Annotated in this window: 17 protein-coding genes; 5 read left to right on the top strand and 12 right to left on the bottom strand. The window is 63.9% G+C overall.

Translation table 11 applies throughout. From position 1 onward, the window contains the following. The first annotated feature begins 38 nt into the window (after positions 1 to 38). A complete protein-coding gene (locus ACSFC7_RS06445; protein ID WP_436346906.1) occupies positions 39 to 341 on the top strand; it encodes a hypothetical protein in 303 nt (100 codons plus the stop codon). A gap of 60 nt (positions 342 to 401) precedes the next feature. Here the strand turns inward: ACSFC7_RS06445 and ACSFC7_RS06440 are convergent, their stop codons facing one another. Both ACSFC7_RS06440 and ACSFC7_RS06435 read right to left on the bottom strand, forming a co-directional pair. Continuing rightward, positions 402 to 749 carry a hypothetical protein gene (locus ACSFC7_RS06440; RefSeq protein ID WP_436346905.1) on the bottom strand — a complete coding sequence of 116 codons (348 nt, stop codon included), beginning with the start codon at positions 747 to 749 and terminating at the stop codon, positions 402 to 404. A gap of 99 nt (positions 750 to 848) precedes the next feature. Next, positions 849 to 1,211 (bottom strand): hypothetical protein, encoded by a 363-nt coding sequence (locus tag ACSFC7_RS06435; protein WP_436346904.1) that lies wholly within the window; start codon positions 1,209 to 1,211, stop codon positions 849 to 851. A gap of 230 nt (positions 1,212 to 1,441) precedes the next feature. Between ACSFC7_RS06435 and ACSFC7_RS06430 the strand changes: the two genes are divergently transcribed. Beyond that, complete coding sequence (locus ACSFC7_RS06430) at positions 1,442 to 1,642, top strand: MarR family transcriptional regulator (RefSeq protein WP_436347918.1); 201 nt, start codon at positions 1,442 to 1,444, stop codon at positions 1,640 to 1,642. A gap of 103 nt (positions 1,643 to 1,745) precedes the next feature. Here ACSFC7_RS06430 and glnA read toward each other — a convergent pair whose 3' ends face one another. Beyond that, positions 1,746 to 3,101: a type I glutamate--ammonia ligase gene (gene glnA / locus ACSFC7_RS06425; RefSeq protein WP_436346903.1), complete on the bottom strand. Its 1,356-nt coding sequence runs from the start codon at positions 3,099 to 3,101 to the stop codon at positions 1,746 to 1,748. 261 nt (positions 3,102 to 3,362) lie between these two features. Further along, positions 3,363 to 3,698, bottom strand: a complete 336-nt coding sequence (locus ACSFC7_RS06420) for a hypothetical protein (RefSeq protein ID WP_436346902.1) — start codon at positions 3,696 to 3,698, stop codon at positions 3,363 to 3,365. 294 nt (positions 3,699 to 3,992) lie between these two features. Here ACSFC7_RS06420 and ACSFC7_RS06415 point away from each other — a divergent pair, with 294 nt between their 5' ends. Further along, positions 3,993 to 4,355, top strand: coding sequence for a thioredoxin family protein (locus tag ACSFC7_RS06415; protein ID WP_436346901.1), 363 nt, complete (start codon positions 3,993 to 3,995; stop codon positions 4,353 to 4,355). Between the two features lie 98 nt (positions 4,356 to 4,453). On the opposite strand, the gene ACSFC7_RS06410 is transcribed toward ACSFC7_RS06415, so the two are convergent. Beyond that, entirely contained in the window at positions 4,454 to 4,747 is a 294-nt protein-coding gene (locus tag ACSFC7_RS06410; protein ID WP_436346900.1) for a hypothetical protein, read from the bottom strand. A gap of 132 nt (positions 4,748 to 4,879) precedes the next feature. After that, positions 4,880 to 5,314 (bottom strand): hypothetical protein, encoded by a 435-nt coding sequence (locus tag ACSFC7_RS06405; RefSeq protein ID WP_436346899.1) that lies wholly within the window; start codon positions 5,312 to 5,314, stop codon positions 4,880 to 4,882. 316 nt (positions 5,315 to 5,630) lie between these two features. Between ACSFC7_RS06405 and ACSFC7_RS06400 the strand changes: the two genes are divergently transcribed. Beyond that, positions 5,631 to 5,834 carry a hypothetical protein gene (locus tag ACSFC7_RS06400; RefSeq protein WP_436346898.1) on the top strand — a complete coding sequence of 68 codons (204 nt, stop codon included), beginning with the start codon at positions 5,631 to 5,633 and terminating at the stop codon, positions 5,832 to 5,834. Between the two features lie 52 nt (positions 5,835 to 5,886). Here the strand turns inward: ACSFC7_RS06400 and ACSFC7_RS06395 are convergent, their stop codons facing one another. From ACSFC7_RS06395 to ACSFC7_RS06375, 5 genes are read right to left on the bottom strand one after another with little or no spacing between them, the layout of a single operon-like run. Then, a complete protein-coding gene (locus tag ACSFC7_RS06395) occupies positions 5,887 to 6,942 on the bottom strand; it encodes a glycosyltransferase family 2 protein (protein WP_436346897.1) in 1,056 nt (351 codons plus the stop codon). After that, positions 6,935 to 8,461, bottom strand: a complete 1,527-nt coding sequence (locus tag ACSFC7_RS06390; protein WP_436346896.1) for a nucleotide sugar dehydrogenase — start codon at positions 8,459 to 8,461, stop codon at positions 6,935 to 6,937. Before ACSFC7_RS06390 ends, ACSFC7_RS06395 begins: the two co-directional genes overlap by 8 nt. Continuing rightward, the gene (locus ACSFC7_RS06385) at positions 8,458 to 9,447 is read right to left on the bottom strand and encodes a Gfo/Idh/MocA family oxidoreductase (RefSeq protein ID WP_436346895.1); all 990 of its coding nucleotides are present in this window, start codon (positions 9,445 to 9,447) and stop codon (positions 8,458 to 8,460) included. The genes ACSFC7_RS06390 and ACSFC7_RS06385 overlap by 4 nt, the downstream gene beginning before the upstream one ends. Further along, positions 9,444 to 10,670 carry a DegT/DnrJ/EryC1/StrS family aminotransferase gene (locus ACSFC7_RS06380; protein WP_436346894.1) on the bottom strand — a complete coding sequence of 409 codons (1,227 nt, stop codon included), beginning with the start codon at positions 10,668 to 10,670 and terminating at the stop codon, positions 9,444 to 9,446. Before ACSFC7_RS06380 ends, ACSFC7_RS06385 begins: the two co-directional genes overlap by 4 nt. Then, a complete protein-coding gene (locus tag ACSFC7_RS06375) occupies positions 10,667 to 11,245 on the bottom strand; it encodes a DapH/DapD/GlmU-related protein (protein ID WP_436346893.1) in 579 nt (192 codons plus the stop codon). Before ACSFC7_RS06375 ends, ACSFC7_RS06380 begins: the two co-directional genes overlap by 4 nt. Before the next feature lie 418 nt (positions 11,246 to 11,663). Here ACSFC7_RS06375 and ACSFC7_RS06370 point away from each other — a divergent pair, with 418 nt between their 5' ends. Continuing rightward, positions 11,664 to 12,191: a DUF7344 domain-containing protein gene (locus tag ACSFC7_RS06370; protein WP_436346892.1), complete on the top strand. Its 528-nt coding sequence runs from the start codon at positions 11,664 to 11,666 to the stop codon at positions 12,189 to 12,191. 463 nt (positions 12,192 to 12,654) lie between these two features. Here the strand turns inward: ACSFC7_RS06370 and ACSFC7_RS06365 are convergent, their stop codons facing one another. After that, positions 12,655 to 13,638, bottom strand: a complete 984-nt coding sequence (locus tag ACSFC7_RS06365) for a DUF1616 domain-containing protein (RefSeq protein ID WP_436346891.1) — start codon at positions 13,636 to 13,638, stop codon at positions 12,655 to 12,657. Between the last annotated feature and the right edge of the window lie 89 nt (positions 13,639 to 13,727).

Genomic DNA, 13,727 nt, shown 5'->3' with positions numbered 1-13,727 from the left:
AGCCGAATCACCATCCCTCGGAACCGAGAAGGCGGCGTATGACGATGGAAACCTACCGACTCGAGGTGCGCGAAACCGAGACGAACGGGATCGACGCCGACGTCCTCGATGCGGACGATCTGATCGAGGCATCGACGCGCGTCGCCTACGCGGACTACGACCTCGAGCCGCCCGAGTCACGGTCGGAGACGCCGTCCTACAGCGAGGAGATCACGACCGACGTGACGACGCTCGATCTGCAGTACGAACGCGACGACGGCGGGTTCGAGTTTCGACTCCTCGGCGACCGCGACGAACTGACGCGCGTTCGCGTCGACGACGACGAGTGGGATCTGAACTGAGCGCGAGGAGAGGTGCCCTGACCGCCGCCCGCGACTGTGCGTCGGTGCCGACCCCGACGATTAGTGGTCGGGAACGTTGAGTTTCCGAGCGACGGCGGAGCCGAGTCGATCGGTCAGCGGACTCCGATCGACGGCTAACTGCTTGTGAAGTCGATTCTGTACGAGACACGGAAGCGCGGAGACGGCGGGCAGCAGTACGCCGGCGACCCAGACGCTCCCGCCGCCGACAATCCACGCGAGGCTGGCGAGACCGACGACGGACAGCAGCAGTCCGGAGCCGAGATACGCTCGCACGAGTCGCGGCGCTCGAGCCCGCTGCTCGTCGGTGTACGAGCACGCGTCGTACGCACAGACGACACCGCCGAGGACGAAGACGAGCGAGATCGATCCGTACAGCACGCTGAGCATAACTGACAATCGTTCGTGCTGTCATATAGCTGTTCCCCATCCGACAGCTCGAGCGGCGGACTCGACGGTCGATGCGACCGATGGATTCGACCGACGACGTCACCGTTCGACCGTCTTCGACTCGATCCGATCTCCGTCGCGCCACTGGTAGTAGTGGTAGGTCGTCCCGGCGATCTCCTTGACCGTGACGCTCGCTCGCTCCGGAACATCTGCTGGATACTCGAGATCGTCGTCGACACCCGTCTCGCTCTCGTCGCGATCGCCGGTGCCGTCACCGGATGTCGCTTCCGTACCCGGCCGTTGCTCGCCGTCGGTTTCGGCCGTTTTCCACGCCGCGAGATCGTCGAGATAGCGATTGACGACCCGAAGCGTCTCTGCGTCTCGATGCTCGAGTTCGTCCAACAGCTCGTGGACCTCCCGATCGAGATCGGGCGGGGGGCTGGGTCGATCGCGCGTCGTCATCTCTCGGGCAGCGATTCGCGAGACGGCCCTAAACCCCCACCGGTCCCGTTCGGTTCCCGTCGCAGGGTGTACTACGGCTTCGAACCACGTTCTCTTCCCGACGACTGTCGGACGTAGCGCCTACTAGATCCCCTTGTGGGATATATACACAAGCCACGTGTGGATTCATATACACGAACGGGGACGGTTTTTCCGACAATGAGTTCACAGAAACACGACCCGCGTCGGCGATCGAACCGGTTCCGGACGACCTCGATTCGGCACAGGCGAAACTCGTCTACCTCTACCTCGAGGCCACCGGGGGCGCGACGATCGAGGATCTGGGCGCGACGCTGGCGATGAAGAAACTCTCGATCCTGAGTGTTTTGAACGCGCTCTCGAGCGCCGGAGTCGTCGATCGGCGAGAGAACGAGTACGTCGTCGCACGCTGAACGGCGGTGCGTGGTGCGGTCGGCGATTGCCGTCGCTGTCGCTCACGCGTCGGGGTCTCGTAAAACAAGCGGGACGTTGGTAGGGTGACTGCAGCGAGCGTCGTCAGAACGTCTCGAGGTAGCGGTCGAGTTCCCAGTCGGAGACGTCGACGAGGTAGTCCTCGAACTCCTGGCGCTTGGCTTCGACGAACTTCGGTCCGATGTGCTCGCCGAGGGCGCTGTAGATGGCCTCGTCCGCCTCGAGGGCCTCGACGGCTTCGCCGAGGTTCGACGGCAGCGTGTCGATGCCGTACTCGTCGCGTTTCGCCTCGTCGAACTCGTAGATGTTCTCGCGAACCGGGTCGGGCGCCTCGAGGTCCTGCTGGACGCCGTCGAGACCGGCGTGGATCATGACGGCGAGTGCGAGGTAGGGGTTACAGGACGGGTCGGGCGAACGCAGTTCGATGCGCGAGGCGGCCGGGACGCGAGCGGCCGGTTTGCGGACCAGCGCCGAGCGGTTGCGGTCGGACCAGGCGACGTAGACCGGCGCTTCGTAGCCCGGCACCAGGCGCTTGTAGCTGTTGACCGTCGGGTTGGCGATGGCCGTGATTGCGGGCGCGTGCTCGAGGATGCCCGCGAGGAACGAGTGGGCGGTGTCGCTGAGGTTGAACTCGTCGTCGTCGTCGTGGAACGCGTTGTCGCCGTCCTCGGTCATCAGCGACAGGTGGGTGTGCATGCCCGAGCCGTTGATCTTCGGGATCGGTTTGGGCATGAACGTCGCGTGCAGGTCGTGTTCGGCGGCGATCGCTCGAACGACGGTGCGGAACGTGGCGACGTTGTCGGCGGTCGACAGCGCGTCGTCGTACTCGAAGTTGATCTCGTACTGGCCGCGGGCGACCTCGTGGTGACTGGCTTCGATCTCGAAGCCCATGTCCTCGAGTCCGAAGATGATGTCGCGGCGGACGTCGCTCGCGAGGTCTTTCGGTGCGAGGTCGAAGTAGCCGCCGTGGTCGGCGGTGTCGGTCGTCGCGCGACCGTCCTCGTCCTCTTCGAACATGAAGAACTCCGGTTCGGGTGCGGCGTTGACCGTGTAGCCCATCTCGTCGGCGCGCTCGAGGGCGTCCTTGAGAACGCGACGCGGGTCCCCCTCGAACGGTTCGCCCGTCGACGTGTTGTAGACGTCACAGATCATGCGGGCGGAGGCTCCCTCCTCGTCCTGTTTCCAGGGGAGGACGGCGAACGTCTCCGGATCCGGAACCAGACGCATGTCCGATTCCTGAATGCGAACGAAGCCTTCGATCGAGGAGCCGTCGAAGTAGATTCCGTCGGTGAACGCCTTCTCGGCCTGCCGCGCTGGCACCGAGACGTTCTTCACCGTTCCCAGAATGTCGGTGAACTGCAGCCGGAGGAAGTCGATGTTTTCCGATTCGATCTCGTCCAGGACGTCCTCTTCTGCGGACGTCAGGTTTCCGCTTGTCATCTTTTGCTCGACTCAAACAATGGATTCTACTATTAAAGCTCTACTGTTGTGGGCGAATATCTCTATAGGGCGAAAACGGTGGACGAATGTAATTTAATATAGGGCGTATGAGGGACTGCGGCTGACAACGACAGAAAAACGGTGAGAAAAGTGGATAGTTGTGAGCGTCACCGCTCGAGACCGCGTGCTCGAGGCCAGGAACGCGTCGCCGATGCAGTCGACTCGGCGCCGCGGTAGGCAGTCGGTGACGACCGACGGGGGTCACCGACTCGTGCCGATCGGATAGGGGGAGATCGCCGCGACGCTCGAGAGACTGATGTCGACGCTCGCACGCCAGACGTGCATCGTGGTTCGGACCCCTCGGTGCCACGTGATCGACGGCCGCGGAAGCTGTCGGTCCCGCGCGGGTTCGTCGGGAAGGGGACGCTTCGCGATCGTCGTCTCGCAGTCGGGACAGACGTACTCCTCGTGTCGCTCCCGCGTCCAACGAACCCAGTCGCCGTCGATGGGGCTCGCGTGATCACAGCCCCAGCAGAACAGGGTCGACTTTCGAGGGACTGGCGTACGCTCGTCGTGGGTAGTTGCGGGCCGAGTCATCGCGCCTCCCTACCGCCTCGTGATATAAAGCCACCAGCTATCCTTCGGGTGGGTCGATCGGATATACGAACGATTACGTCCGAAACGGCGCGAGCCATCGCGCCGAAAACTGCGTCGGCGGTGGCTCTGCCTGCTCTTCGACCGGTCGGTGACGATCCGTCCGAACCTCCCGATAGTTGTGACGTTTCAGGTGAGTTCACTCGAGTGGTGCGGCCGGTAGTTCGTTCAACGCAGCCGATCTGCCGACGCGATCACGGACGAGATCGATTTCAGGCTGCAGCCGCTAGGAACGCTATGGACGGCACGCACAGACCGACCCGACTCGCGGACGGCGACGACCTCGATGCGTTCCTCGAGGATCACGCCGTCGCGCTCGTGGAGTGTTACACCAGCGGCTGCTCGAAGTGCCAGGCGATGGAACCGGTGTTAGGAAACGTCGCCCGGGCGACCGGCGTGCCGGTCGGACTGGTGAATCCCGGCGACGATCTCACCCTCGTCGAACGGTTCGAGATCGACTCGGTGCCGACGCTGCTGTGCTTCGAGAACGGGACGGAAGTCGGGCGACTGGCCGAGGGGTTCGTCGGTGCGGACGACGTCGTCGCGTTTCTCGAGGCGAACGTCCCGCACGCTGTCGACACCGAGCGAGCCGATAGCTGACGTTCGAGAGAACTGCCCTCTGGAAGAACTGAGTCCCGAGATGCCGATTCCCGGTTCTCGCTGCGTCCGCCGATATCTCGCCGTCGTCGAGTGGGCCGTTACTCGTCGTCGGCCTCGAGTTCGCTCGGATCGACCTCGCCTGCGAGGTACCGCTCGCCGAGCTCCGTAATATCGTACATGCCGATCCCCTGCTTTTTCAGCAGGCCGCGTTTCGAGAGCTCTCGACAGCGGTAGGCGGCGTCCGGACTGCGACAGACGCCTTCCTCTTCGATGTGATCGGGGTCGAAGATGTGGTCCTCGCGCATCAACTCGAGGATATCGTCGTCGACCGGGGTCATCCACTCGGCGGGGACGTCCCATTCGTACTCTTCGTCGGAATTCGTGTCGTCCATACTGTCTCTCCGTTCGCCAGCGGTGGCGTTGTGGGATCGAAGGCCGTCGCGCTACATGATCCTGTTGGATCGTTTCCTCGAGTGGCTGTGACTGCTCCGGGGCGGCTGCGGACCGTGGCTCCGTCGGGCGGCTCAGGACTGTGACTGCTCCGGGGCGGGGTAGTCCACGTGGACGTTCGGGGCGGCCGCGGGCGACAGTCCCGTAATTTCGCGATCGACGAAGGTCACGTCGGTGAGGTCACCGGTAAACCGGAACCGGATCGTTCCGGTTTCGATCGTGCCCTCGACGGTCGACCCCGAGACGACGGTCGCGTTCGCGTCGCTGTCTTCCGTGAGCAGGTCGATCTCGCCGTCGACGGTGATCTCGAAACTCGAGGGGGTGTCGTGGCCGATGATCGTCAGCGTGTTGGTGAGGGAGTCGGTCTCGTCGGCTCGACTCGGCCGCGTCGCTGCGACCGTCGCCGTCGGTGTTCCCGCGAGCGTCGGTGAGACGTCTCGATCGACTGGGGCTCCGTACTCGTCGGATTCAGTCTCGTCAGAATCGCTCGTCGCGTTCGTGCGTCCCATATACTGGATGAAGCCCAGTATGACAGCATAAGCCTTCTCACTGAAACAACGGTCAGATACGGTGAAATATATTCCCTCGATCCACTTCCGATCAGTATTTTGGTCCGTCGAGTTCGATCAGTAGACTGTTCGACGGCTGGGAACGATCGTCGGATAGATCGGTGGCGGTAGCGGACTGACCGTCCGGTCCGAACGAGAGTCCGATTGCCGGGGTGTCCGGCGTCGCTCGGAACGCACCGATAGCGAGACCGCCCCCGAATAATCCATCACGAAACACTTATGCCGAAATCGAATGAAGTGCCCGCTAGCGCATTCTATGAGTCTCTCTCGCCTGCTTTCCGGCCTCATCGCCGGCTCCGAGCCGAGTACTGAATCGCCCGCGACGACGCAGGACTCCGGCGAGGGTACGGAGTCGCCGACGGTCGTTCACGAGTGTCGAAACTGCGGGACGAACGTCTCGGCCGACACGACTCGCTGTCCGGCGTGCGACGGGGAGGATATCGTACGCTATTCGATATAGCTACCCGAGGAGGCGACGTACTACTGGGCCGTAGACGGCGAAAACAGTCGCGTTACCGCCGATCCGGTAGCTGTTCGCTACTGGTCTTCTCGGTGCTGTACTCGTATCCGGTCACCTCGAGATCCTCGTCCTCGCCGGCGTCGAGCCAGATGCCGATGCCGAGTGCGACGACGCCGACGAGGAGGGCCACGAACGAGGCCATCGCGGCCGTGAAGCCGTCCTTCCCGCGGAGGCTCCGAACGAGTGAGCCACCGAGGCCGACCGCGCCACCGGCCAGCCCGGCGGAGCCGGCGCCGTAGAAGATGACGGTCGGATGGAACTCCTTGACGATGAACCGGGTCTTCAGTCGCCAGATGAAACTGCGAAGCAACAGCAGGGACACGAACCGGATGAACGGAACGTATCGGATGCTGCTCTCCTCCTCGCCGTAGATCGCCGTCATCGGCACGTCGGCGACGCGCTTCTCGTTGACGTTGAGGTGGGTGAGGATGTGATTGAGGAAGCCGTACTCGTCCGTGATCGACTCGAGGTCGAGTTCCTCGATCGTCTCTCGCGAGATCGCGGTGTAGCCGTTCTGCGGGTCGCTGATCGCCCAGTAGCCCGAGGCGAACTTCGAGAGGCCGGTGAGCATGGCGTTGCCGATGAATCTGAACGTCGACATCTCCTGGCGATCGTCGGGGTCGAGGAGGCGATTGCCCTTCGCGTAGTCGGCCTCGCCTTCGACGACGGGGTCGACGATCCGGTGGAGGATGTCGGGATCCATCTGGCCGTCGCCGTTCATCACGGCGATGACGTCCATCTCGTCCTCGAGGGCGTGTCTGTACCCCGTCTTGACCGACGCGCCGTAGCCGCGGTTCTCGTCGTGCTGGATCGGGACGACGCGCCGTCCTTCACCGCCGTCGGCCACCGCGAGTTCGGGTCTGGACTCGGCGGTCTCGTTGATCCGCGATGCGACCTGCTGGATCACCGCCCAGCTATCGTCCGGCGACGCGTCGTCGACGGCGTAGATTCGGTCGACGTAGTCGGGTATCGTCTCGATGACGCTCCCGACGAACGCCTCCTCGTCGTAGGCCGTGACGACGACGCCGATTCGGTTCCCCTTATACATCGTTCCCTCCGTCGGTGGGGTCGTCGATCGGTTTCGCATCGATCGATCGGACGGTCCGACCGCCGTCCGCGGTCAACGACTGTTCGTCCGTCGTCAGCGCGTCGCCCTCGTCCGCATTCGTCGGGGATCGACCGTTCACCGTCCCACCGAGCGTGTACTCTCGGTGTGGCGTTCCCGAGAGATCGACCGCGTCTCGGCCGTCGACGACGACCATCGGCTCGAGGTCGGCCCACGGAATCTCGTCGAACTCCTCGTGGGGGGTCACGATCACGGCGGCGTCGAACGACTCGTCGATGAGTTCGCTCGACTCGACGGATCGAGCGCCGTACTCCGCGGGATCGACGAGCGGATCGACGCCGGCGACGGTCGCGCCGCGATCGGTCAACTCGCTGATGACGTCGATCGCGGGCGAGGCGCGCGTCTCCTCGACGCCGGGCCGGTAGGTGATCCCGAGGACGACCACGTCGGCGTCCGCGAGATCGGTGCCGGTTTTCGACAACTCGCGCTCGAGTCGCTCCACGACGACCGCTGGCATCTCGTCGTTGATCCGCCGGGCGGTTCGCGTGAGCTCCATCGGCTCCTCGTTCTGGGAGAGCAGGAAGTGCGGGTAGTAGGGGATGCAGTGGCCCCCGACGCCCGGACCGGGATCGTGCAGCTGACACATCGGCAGATCGTTGGCCGTTTGAATCGCCTCGCGGACCGAGATGCCGAGTTCGTCGGCCAGCCGTCCCAGTTCGTTGGCCAGCCCGATGTTGACGTCGCGGTAGACGCCCTCGAACACCTTGACGGACTCCGCCGTCGTCGCGTCCGAGACCGGGTGGATCTCGTTGGCCGAAATTTCGTCGTAGACGACCGCAGCGGCGCGCGTGCTCTCGTCGTCGATTCCGCCGACGACCTTCGGGTACTGGCCGCGGATGTCTCGAAGTGCGGTCCCGGAGGACGTCCGCTCCGGACAGAACGCCAGGCCGAACTCGTCGGCTGCGAGTCCGCTCTCCTGCTCCAGATGGGGCTGGATGACGTCCCGACAGCTCGTCGGCGGTAACGTCGACTCGGCGATGACCAGATCGCCCGGCTCGAGACCGGCCGCGATATCGTCGACGACCGACTCGACCGTCGTCAGGTTCGGTTCGTCGTTCTCGTCTAGCAGCGTCGGGACGATGACGACGTGTATCCTGGCGTTCGCAGCCGCCTCGGCACCGTCGGTCGTCGCCTCGAACCGACCGGCCTCGACCTGCTCGGCGACGAGGTCGCCGAGTCCCGGTTCGCCGATGACGTGGCTCTCGCCGCCGTTGATCGTCTCGACGACGTCGGGATCGATGTCGACGCCGGTGACGTTGCCCGTCGTCTCGGCGTAGACGCCCGCCAGCGGGAGCCCCATCTTGCCGAGACCGTAGACGGCGACCGGAATCTCGCCCGACGTGAGCAGTTCGCGCTGGCGGTCCGGGGAGTCGCTCGAGTCGTAGAGTCCGACGGGCGACTCGTCTTCAGGAGCGTCCTCGCTCGACGAATCACGGCTCATTGGGCTTCCACCTCCCGTTTTCGTATATCGTCTCCGACGAGCGACTCGATCGTCTTGACCGCCTCCAGCGCCTCGATGCCGTCTTCGGCGGTGACGACCGGCTCGGATCCGGTCCGAACGGCGTCGACGAACGCCTCGAGTTCGTGTCGCAGCGGTTCGCCGTTGTCGACCCGCGGTCGTTCGATGACGCTCTCGTGGCGATACCGGCGCGTTCCGTCGTCCACGACGTACTCCGGATAGGAGTTCCGGTGGATCAGCACGGATTGCTCGAGGTAGTCGACTTCGACGAGACACTCGCGAGCGGTAACGGTGAGCTTTCGGACCTTCTTCTGGGTTACGCGACTCGCGGTCAGCGAGGCGACGACGTCGTCGTACTTCATCGTCGTCGTGGCGTACTGGCCGTTCTCGGCGCCCATCGCGGTCACCGTATCCGGCTGTGCGTCGAGCATGGAGCCGACGACGTCGATGTCGTGGACCATTAGATCCGAGACGACGTTTCCGAGCCCGTCTCGGTCCAGCGGCGGACCGAGGCGCTCGGCCTCGAGGCTGATGACGTCGAGGTCGTCGATCAGGTCGGTCACGGTCCGGACGGCAGGGTTGAACCGTTCGATGTGTCCGACCTGGAGGACGAGCCCTTCGTCGTCCGCCTGTTCGGCCAGCGCTTGCCCCTGCTCGGTCGTCTCGGCGATGGGCTTTTCGACGAGGACGTGGACGCCCGCCGACAGACAGTCCGAGACGACGTCGTAGTGCGCTCGCGTCGGGACGGCGACCGTCACGACGTCACAGCGATCGAGCGCGGTTTCGAATTCGACGGGCTCGGTGCCGTATTCGGCCGCGACTCGCTGTGCGAGCGCTTCGTCGTGATCGCTCACGCAAGCGAGGTCGACGTTCGGTAGTTCACTGTACACGCGCGCGTGGTTCTCGCCCATGGAACCGACGCCGATAACGCCGGCTCGAATCGGTCGTGAGGAGGGTGTTCGACTCATTGGGGGTGGAAGTGGTCCTGTACTGCGTCGACGACGGTTCGTCGATCGTGCTCCGAGAGGGTCGGATGGACGGGAAGCGAGAGGACCGTCTCGGCTGCCCGTTCCGCGTTCGGCAGCGTCGCTGCAGCCGTACTTACCGTCTCGTAGGCCGGCTGACGGTGAATCGGCGTGTCGTAGTAGACGGCGGTGTCGACGCCGTGTTCGTCGAGCGTCGCTGCGAGCGCCTCCCGATCGTCCGTCCGAATCGTGTACTGGTGGTAGACGTGCCGGTAGCCCTCGGGCTCCGTCGGCGTCTCGATCGGCAGATCTGCCAGCTGCTCGTCGTAGTAGGCTGCGTTCTCCCGGCGTTTCCGATTGAACTCGGGGAGTCGCTCGAGTTGTGCGCGGCCGATCGCGCCAGCCATACTCGTCATTCGGTAGTTGTGGCCCAGATCAATATGTTCGTAGCTTGCACCGTCACCGACGTCTCGACCGTGATTGACGAAGCCCGCAGCCCGGTCGGCGACGTCGTCGCGATCGGTGGTGATCATCCCACCTTCGCCGGTCGTCATGTTCTTCGTCGGGTAGAACGAGAAGCAGGCCGCGTCGCCGAGGCTGCCGACGCGGTCGCCGTCGACCTCCGCGCCGTGTGACTGACAGGCGTCCTCGACGACGAACAGCTCGTGTTCGTCCGCGAGGTCACCGATCGCGTCCATGTCGGCTGCCAGTCCGTAGAGGTGGACCGGCATGATGCCGACGACGTCGTCTCGTTCCTCGAGCACCTGATCGACACTGTCCGGGTCCAGCGTGTACGTCTCGGGATCGATGTCCGCGAAGACGGGAGTCCCGCCGGCGAGTCTGATCGCGTTCGCGCTCGCGATGAACGAGAACGGCGACGTGATGACGCCCTCGCCGTCCTCGACGTCGAGGGCCTCGAGTGCGGCGTGGAGGGCGGTCGTGCCGTTCGACGTCGCGACGCCCCGGTCGGCTCCGCAGTAGGCCGCGAACTCGTCTTCGAAGGCCCGCACTTCGGGGCCGTCGGCGAGCATGCCGCCCTCGAGGACCGACTCGACTCGCTCGATGGCGTCCGAACTGATGTCGGGGTTCGCGATGGAGACGGAGTCGTCCGTTTCGTCGGTGGGCGAATCAGCCGCCGAAGACTCGGATTCGGCGACGCCACCGTCCGTTTCGGCCGTCGATTCGGCGTCGATCGCTCTCTCGGGATCGGTATCTGGCTCGGTCATGCGATTTGATTCGCCCCCTCGAGCGGTTTCGGGAGATCCTGGAGCGTCGCCGGCGTGCCGACGGCGAGCGTATCGGGTGGGACGTCGTCGGTGACGACCGAGCCGGCCGCGACGAAGGCGTTCTCGCCGATCGTGACGCCGGGCAACAGCGTGGCGTTCGCACCGATCGATGCACCGTCCTTTATCGTCGGCCCCTCGAGCCCGTTGTCCGTCCTGATCGGGTACTCGTCGTTGGTCAGCGCTGCGCTCGGCCCGATAAAGACGTTATCCTCGATCGTGGTCTCGGTCGGGATGTAGACGTTCGTCTGCAGACTGACGTGCGAGCCGATCGTCGTCTGCCCGTCGATGACCGTTTTGGTGCCGACGAGGGCGTCGTCGCCGATCGTCGTCCCTTCCCTGACCAGGACGTCGTGGCCCGTCGTGAACTCGTCGCCGATCGTCACGTCGCCGTAGACGATCGATCCGGCTCTGATCGTCGCACCGTCACCGACTCGTGTCGGCTCCTCGAACTCGCCGTGGCCGACCGTCGCGTCGTCGTCGATCGTACAGTCGTCCCCGCAGACGAACCGACTCACCGTCGCTCACCTCCCGGCGTGGAGTCCGTTACGCGTCGTCGAAATCTTGAGTGTCGTCGTTGAGATGTCATTGCTACCTCGATACCCGCGTGGGCAATCATCCGGATACAGCCGGTAACACGGCTTTGTTATCCCCGGCCTGCGAGACGTGTAGTCGGGAACTATACTCCCGACGAGCCGGGCCGTCGTCGAATTATCGAGAAACAGCCGCTCACACCTCTGTTCGATGGCTTCTGGTCCGTAACCGCGAAGAAATATTGGATTATATTTCAGTCACGGATGTCGATCGGTACAGACTCCTTTCGTCCGGGTAGCCGAGTGATAGTAAAGTGTCATAGTCTGGCATTCGATGTTGTGAGGTATCCGAACACACCCGTGACACGGGAACGGGAGCCAATTCGGGAACGCGAGGACGCTTATGTCTGAACACGAACTGACGCAAGCCGAACTGTTCGACGTCTTTAGCAACGCCCGGCGACGCCGAGCCGTCCAGTATCTCAAACGGCAGGGTGGAAGCTGCGATCTCGCCCCGCTCGTTGAGCAGGTCGCCGCCTGGGAGAACGGTATCGATCCGGACGAGGTCACACGCACGCAGCGACGGCGCGTCTACATCTCCCTGTACCAGACCCATCTGCCGATGCTCGAGGAGCACGGCATCGTCGACTGGGATCCGGACGATCACGCCATCGAACTCCTTCCGGGAGACGACGTCTTCGAGCCGTATCTCGATCACCGACTCGAGAATCAGCGTCCCTGGCATCGCGTCTACGCGTCGGTCACGGCGCTGGGCGTGATCGCGATCGCGTTATCGTGGCTCTCGATCGGTCCCCTGACGGCGACCGTCGCACCGGCGATCGCACTGGTACTCTGTCTCCTCGTTCTCGCCGTTTCAGTCGCCCAGCACGTCTCGCGGCGCCCCGAACTCGAGCTGTCACTGGCGCTGTAACCGATCCCACTCGATGTCGATCGGGGTCAACTGACCTGCCCTTCTGCAGCGGGGTCTCCGCCTCGAAAACGGGTAACTGCTCGGCCTCGACGTCTTGGTACCGCTGTAGCCGTGGCTCTACGGGTCGTCTCCGGCCGCGTCTCGACTGGCTCTCGTTCGTATTCCGACCCGAATGGTACCGTCCGTATTTCGGCCCGATCGGTATCGTTCCAACTGCTATTGTCGTTCGGACACCGGTCACGCGACGGCTGTGCGATCGAGTAGACGCCACTGCGACTATCGCCGCGCGACGCGGTATCGACTGCCTCGAGCCGCTGCAACGGACTGGAACGCGTCTGACTCGGCGTGGCCGCGCGCGATTCGCGCGGGCGTCGCCGTTCCGTCTCGCAGTGGCTGTACCGGCGTCGGTAACGAGTCGTCTCCGAGGGGCTGGTTCGGACCGAGTACGAGGAAAAAACAGGGATTACTCGACCGTTACCCAGAAGAAGGTGTCCTCGTCGGCATTGTCGTTCGTCGGCTCTTCGGGTGGGTCACCCTCGTACATGAGCACGCTAATCCGAACCGTCTCTCCCTCGTCCGCCGTCGGCGTGATCTCCAGGTCACCGGTTCCGGTCGTGCCGTCGTCGAGGGTCGTCTCGAGTTCCTCGAGTTCGGTTCGCTCGACGACTTCACCGTCTTCGATCGCCTGTTCCTGGACAACGACCGTGTAGTCGGTCTCCTCGCCTTCCTGGTTATCGATCGAGACGGTCACGGGAACTGATTCGCCCGGCGCAACCTCGCCGTCGATGTCGCCGGCGACCAGTTCGCCGTTTTCGTCTTCGCTGTACAGTGCCAGTTCGCTGTATCCGCCCGTCGAGACCGGTGCGAGGAACCCGAGAAGGAGCGCCCCTGCTGCCAGTCCGACCGCGAGGACGAGCAACACGGACGACACCGTTGCGACGGCGCTTTCGTCCCGCCGAAGTCGCGAGACCGACGCGAGCGGGGAGACGATGAACCGCTCCGGCTTCGGGGTTCGAAGTCGACGAACGACGCCGAGCTGTGCCAGACCGACGGTGATGACGACGAGAGCCGCCGCGATCGACACGGTGGTGAGACCCCACTCGGTAAACGGCAGCGCGATCACGACCATCGGAACGATCGCGAGCGACGTCGCAAACGACAATCCGAGCCGTTCGACGACGTCGATTCCACGGGGCCGCGTCTCGATGGCTGTCGACGTCGTTTTTTGCGCGCTTCGATTACCCGCCGGAAACAGCACCGAGACGAGCGCGTATCCCGGGAGGAATAGTGCGAGCGGGAACGTCACGAATAGCCTAAGGACGCTTCCCTCCTGGAACCACGTGGCGATCCCGTACGCGAGTAACGCGGCGATCGAGACGACCGCGAGATCGACCGGATACTCTCGGACGACACCGAACCGCGTCTGTGTACTCGTTTCGTGGCTCATCGATCGACCACTGGATGTTGCTGGTCAGTCTTCAGCCTGGCTCGAGCCGACACGAATATCATTCTCGAATCGTTGTTTCAGAGAACTCT

Origin of the sequence: Natronorubrum halobium (assembly GCF_051351675.1) — an archaeon.
In the GTDB taxonomy this organism is placed as follows: domain Archaea; phylum Halobacteriota; class Halobacteria; order Halobacteriales; family Natrialbaceae; genus Natronorubrum.
The sequence above is the reverse complement of the archived record's forward strand: the minus strand, read 5'-3'. Positions and strand labels throughout refer to the sequence as shown.

What these genes read in the sequence shown, in the direction of transcription:
- ACSFC7_RS06445 (WP_436346906.1), top strand. Translation starts at nt 39, where the DNA reads ATGACGATGGAAACCTACCGACTCGAGGTGCGCGAAACCGAGACGAAC.
- ACSFC7_RS06440 (WP_436346905.1), bottom strand. Translation starts at nt 749, where the DNA reads ATGCTCAGCGTGCTGTACGGATCGATCTCGCTCGTCTTCGTCCTCGGC.
- ACSFC7_RS06435 (WP_436346904.1), bottom strand. Translation starts at nt 1,211, where the DNA reads ATGACGACGCGCGATCGACCCAGCCCCCCGCCCGATCTCGATCGGGAG.
- glnA (WP_436346903.1), bottom strand. Translation starts at nt 3,101, where the DNA reads ATGACAAGCGGAAACCTGACGTCCGCAGAAGAGGACGTCCTGGACGAG.
- ACSFC7_RS06420 (WP_436346902.1), bottom strand. Translation starts at nt 3,698, where the DNA reads ATGACTCGGCCCGCAACTACCCACGACGAGCGTACGCCAGTCCCTCGA.
- ACSFC7_RS06415 (WP_436346901.1), top strand. Translation starts at nt 3,993, where the DNA reads ATGGACGGCACGCACAGACCGACCCGACTCGCGGACGGCGACGACCTC.
- ACSFC7_RS06410 (WP_436346900.1), bottom strand. Translation starts at nt 4,747, where the DNA reads ATGGACGACACGAATTCCGACGAAGAGTACGAATGGGACGTCCCCGCC.
- ACSFC7_RS06405 (WP_436346899.1), bottom strand. Translation starts at nt 5,314, where the DNA reads ATGGGACGCACGAACGCGACGAGCGATTCTGACGAGACTGAATCCGAC.
- ACSFC7_RS06400 (WP_436346898.1), top strand. Translation starts at nt 5,631, where the DNA reads ATGAGTCTCTCTCGCCTGCTTTCCGGCCTCATCGCCGGCTCCGAGCCG.
- ACSFC7_RS06395 (WP_436346897.1), bottom strand. Translation starts at nt 6,942, where the DNA reads ATGTATAAGGGGAACCGAATCGGCGTCGTCGTCACGGCCTACGACGAG.
- ACSFC7_RS06390 (WP_436346896.1), bottom strand. Translation starts at nt 8,461, where the DNA reads ATGAGCCGTGATTCGTCGAGCGAGGACGCTCCTGAAGACGAGTCGCCC.
- ACSFC7_RS06385 (WP_436346895.1), bottom strand. Translation starts at nt 9,447, where the DNA reads ATGAGTCGAACACCCTCCTCACGACCGATTCGAGCCGGCGTTATCGGC.
- ACSFC7_RS06380 (WP_436346894.1), bottom strand. Translation starts at nt 10,670, where the DNA reads ATGACCGAGCCAGATACCGATCCCGAGAGAGCGATCGACGCCGAATCG.
- ACSFC7_RS06370 (WP_436346892.1), top strand. Translation starts at nt 11,664, where the DNA reads ATGTCTGAACACGAACTGACGCAAGCCGAACTGTTCGACGTCTTTAGC.
- ACSFC7_RS06365 (WP_436346891.1), bottom strand. Translation starts at nt 13,638, where the DNA reads ATGAGCCACGAAACGAGTACACAGACGCGGTTCGGTGTCGTCCGAGAG.